The sequence below is a fragment of the Caulobacter sp. 17J65-9 genome (genome assembly GCF_010975005.1).
Lineage (GTDB): Bacteria > Pseudomonadota > Alphaproteobacteria > Caulobacterales > Caulobacteraceae > 17J80-11.
Genome location: NZ_JAAIVC010000260.1, coordinates 1 through 3,422, shown reverse-complemented (window position 1 = coordinate 3,422; position 3,422 = coordinate 1). Strand labels below are relative to the sequence as shown.

Sequence of the window (3,422 nt, the reverse complement as noted above, 5' to 3'; positions counted from 1 at the left end):
GCCCTGGCCGCCGCCCCGGCCCCGGCCCCGGCCGCCAAGCCCGCCGCCGCAGAGCCCGCCCCCAAGCCGGCGGCCACGGCCGAGCTGAAGGACGCCTCGGGCGCCACCGTGGGCACGGCGACCATCTTCGAGGGGCCGGGCGGACTGCTGATGCGGATCGAGGCCGGCGGCATTCCCTCCGGCTGGCACGGCGTGCACTTCCACGAGAAGGGCGTCTGCACCCCGCCGGACTTCGCCTCGGCCGGGGCGCACATCAAGGCCGGCGACCACCTGCACGGCCTGCTCAATCCCAAGGGCCATGAGGCCGGCGACCTGCCCAACCTGTGGGCCGACGGCGGCGGCCGGGTGGAGATGGCGGTCTGGTCGAACTCGGTGTCGGTCAAGGGCGCCGAGGGCCGCCCCGCCCTGCTCGACGCCGACGGCTCGGCCGTGGTGATCCACGCCAACCCCGACGACCAGCACAACCAGCCGACCGGCAACTCCGGCGGCCGGATCGTGTGCGGCGTGGTGAAGGCGGCGGGCTGAAATCAAAACCGTCATCCCGGCCGGACGTCCCCGAAGGGGGCGGGAGAGCCGGGACCCAGCAAGCTCGACCTGAACGCTGCAGGCGCGCTGCAACCAGCGTAGCGCTTGCTGGGTCCCGGCTCTCCGCTTCGCTACGGCCGGGATGACGGGCGTGATCTACGCCAATCCCCCGCTCGTCCGCCCGTGCGCCACGCGGCGGGGGCGCTCGCGCTTGGGCGCGAACAGCTGGCCGAGGGCCAGGGCCCAGCCGAACGGAACGTCCTTATGATTGCGGAACGCATACTCCATGGCGATTCTCCTTGCGCGGGCCTTGAACGCCGGGAGAATTCGCGCGATCTGCGGTTTCGAACAACGCAGTTCTCCTGCTGCCCCCATAAGGCTCGCTTATGTCTGACGTGCTCGCGACCCTGCCGCTCTCCGCCGTGCGGGTGTTCGAGGCGGCCGCGCGCCTGGGAAGCTTCACCCGCGCCGCCGAGGAGCTGGGCATGACCCAGGCGGCGGTCAGCTGGCAGATCAAGTCGCTGGAGAGCCGGCTGGGCCAGAGCCTGTTCCGGCGCCTGCCGCGCGAGGTCGTGCTCACCCCCGCCGGCGAACGCCTGTCGCGGGCCGCCACCGACGCCATGAGCCTGCTGCGCACCGCGCTCTCCGACCTGACCGAGACCGGCAAGGGCGTGCTGGCGGTCACCACCCTGTTCACCTTCGCCAACCAGTGGCTGTCGCCCAGGCTCGGCGGCTTCCAGCTGGCCCACCCGGACCTGGCGCTGCGCCTGGACACCAACCCGTCCCTGCTGGACCTGGCCGGCGGCGGCCTGGACCTGGGCGTGCGCGCCGGCGACGGGCGCTGGCCGGGACTGGAGTCGACCTGGCTGATGCCCTCGATCCAGACGCCCCTGCTCGCCCCCGCCCTGCTGGAGCGGCTGGGCGGCCTGGACAGCCCCAGCGACCTGGCGACCGCGCCGCGCATCGGCACCGACAGCGAATGGGCCCAGTGGTTCGGCGCGCTGGGCCTGGGCTCGGGCGAGCGGCGCACGCGCTTTACGGCCGACACCCAGATCGCCGAGGTGGCCTCGGCCCTGTCCGGCCAGGGGGTGGCGCTGGCCAACCCGATCCTGTTCGCCCGCGAGCTGGCCGACGGGCGCCTGGTCCAGCCGTTCGAGACGGTGGTCGAGACCTCGCCCGGCTACTGGGTGGCCTACCCGACCGAGCGGCGCCGCACGCCCAAGATCGCGCTGTTCCGCGACTGGCTGCTGGCCGAGGCCGCCGCCGATCCGGCGGTGCAGGCCTACGCGGCGGCGCGTCCCAAATAGGCCCTGAGAGGAACCCGGCCGCTGCGGGCGAATTAGCCGCTCCAGGAAGGAGCTCGCCTTGCGCATCGGCCACTTTCGCCGCGCGACCCGGTTGTTCAAGGAGCTCGGCCCCGGCCTGGTGACCGGCGCGGCCGACGACGATCCGAGCGGCATCGCCACCTACTCGCAGGCGGGCGCCCGGTTCGGCTTCAACATGCTCTGGACCTTGGTGCTCACCTATCCGCTGATGAGCGCCATTCAGCTGGTCAGCGCCGAGATCGGCCGGGTCACCGGCGCGGGCCTGGCGAAGAACATGGGCGAGGTGTTCCCCCGCCCCGTGGTCACCGCGCTGGTCGCCCTGCTGTTCTTCGCCAACACCATCAACATCGCCGCCGACCTGGCCGGCATGGGCGCGGCGGCGAAGCTCGCGCTCGGCTGGAACTCGCACGTGGCGACCGTCGCCTTCGGGCTCGGCTCCCTGCTGCTGCAGGTGTTCGTCTCCTACCGCCGCTACGCCCGCATCCTGAAGATCCTGACCCTGGCGCTGCTGACCTATGTGGCGACCCTGTTCGTGGTCGAGGTCGACTGGGGCGCGGCGCTCGTCAGCCTGGTCCGGCCCGAGTTCAAGCTCGACGGCGGGGCCATGACCATGATCGTGGCCGTCTTCGGCACCACCATCAGCCCCTACCTGTTCTTCTGGCAGAGCGCGCAGGAAGTGGAGGAGGTCAACGAGAACCCGAAGGCCAAGCCGCTCAGGCAGGCCCCGCGCCAGGCCAAGCGGGAGCTGGCCCGCATCCGCATGGACACCCTCGTCGGCATGGCCTTCTCGAACATCGTGGCCATGGCGATCATGCTGGCCACGGCCGCCACCCTCTACGCCAACGGCAAGACCGATATCCAGACCGCGGCCGAGGCGGCCGAGGCGCTGCGCCCCGTGGCCGGCCCCTTCGCCTTCGCCCTGTTCAGCCTGGGCATCATCGGCACCGGCCTGCTGGCCGTGCCGGTCCTGGCCGGATCGGCCGCCTACGCACTCAGCGAAACCCGCGGCTGGAACGAGGGCCTGGATGAAAAGCCCTGGCACGCCGTGGGCTTCTACAGCGTCATCGGCGCGGCCATGCTGCTGGGCGTCGCTATCGACTTCTCGCCGCTGGATCCGATCAAGGCCCTGTTCTGGAGCGCGGTGCTCAACGGCGTGGTCGCCGTGCCGATCATGGCGGCGATGATGCTGGTCGCCAGCCGCCGCGACCGCATGGGCCGCTTCACCATCGGGCCCTGGGTGCGCGCCGGCGGCTGGGGCGCGACCGCCGTCATGGGCGTCGCCGCGGTGGCGATGTTCTTCGCGCGCTGAGCAAACAAAAACCCCGCCGGATCGCTCCGGCGGGGTTCTGTTCAGTCAGCGTCCTGAGGACGCCGTCGATTACTCGACGATGCGGGCCACGACGCCGGCGCCGACGGTGCGGCCGCCTTCACGGATGGCGAAGCGCAGCTTCTCTTCCATGGCGATCGGGGTGATCAGCTCGACGTCCAGCTCGGCGTTGTCGCCCGGCATGATCATTTCCACGCCTTCCTTCAGCTTGATGATGCCGGTGACATCGGTCGTGCGGAAGTAGA

General features: G+C 71.3%; 4 protein-coding genes and 1 pseudogene. 3 read left to right on the top strand and 2 right to left on the bottom strand.

Features of this window, described 5'->3' with window-relative positions; translation table 11 throughout:
• Positions 1-3: 3 nt before the first annotated feature.
• Positions 4-525: a superoxide dismutase family protein gene (locus tag G3573_RS20935; protein ID WP_240454828.1), complete on the top strand. Its 522-nt coding sequence runs from the start codon at positions 4-6 to the stop codon at positions 523-525.
• Positions 526-681: 156 nt separating this feature from the next.
• Here G3573_RS20935 and G3573_RS22500 read toward each other — a convergent pair whose 3' ends face one another.
• Entirely contained in the window at positions 682-813 is a 132-nt protein-coding gene (locus tag G3573_RS22500; RefSeq protein WP_276208768.1) for a hypothetical protein, read from the bottom strand.
• Between the two features lie 98 nt (positions 814-911).
• On the opposite strand from G3573_RS22500, the gene G3573_RS20930 reads away from it, so the two are divergent.
• Positions 912-1,832: a LysR substrate-binding domain-containing protein gene (locus G3573_RS20930; protein ID WP_163263584.1), complete on the top strand. Its 921-nt coding sequence runs from the start codon at positions 912-914 to the stop codon at positions 1,830-1,832.
• Between the two features lie 58 nt (positions 1,833-1,890).
• Positions 1,891-3,159: a divalent metal cation transporter gene (locus G3573_RS20925; RefSeq protein ID WP_205598416.1), complete on the top strand. Its 1,269-nt coding sequence runs from the start codon at positions 1,891-1,893 to the stop codon at positions 3,157-3,159.
• A 69-nt stretch (positions 3,160-3,228) separates the two neighbouring features.
• Here the strand turns inward: G3573_RS20925 and tuf are convergent.
• Positions 3,229-3,422 (bottom strand): annotated as a pseudogene (gene tuf / locus G3573_RS20920) (elongation factor Tu); the annotation flags it as partial.

Bases quoted from the DNA above. Each gene is read 5' to 3' on its own strand.
- G3573_RS20930 (WP_163263584.1), top strand. From the start codon at position 912: ATGTCTGACGTGCTCGCGACCCTGCCGCTCTCCGCCGTGCGGGTGTTC.
- G3573_RS22500 (WP_276208768.1), bottom strand. From the start codon at position 813: ATGGAGTATGCGTTCCGCAATCATAAGGACGTTCCGTTCGGCTGGGCC.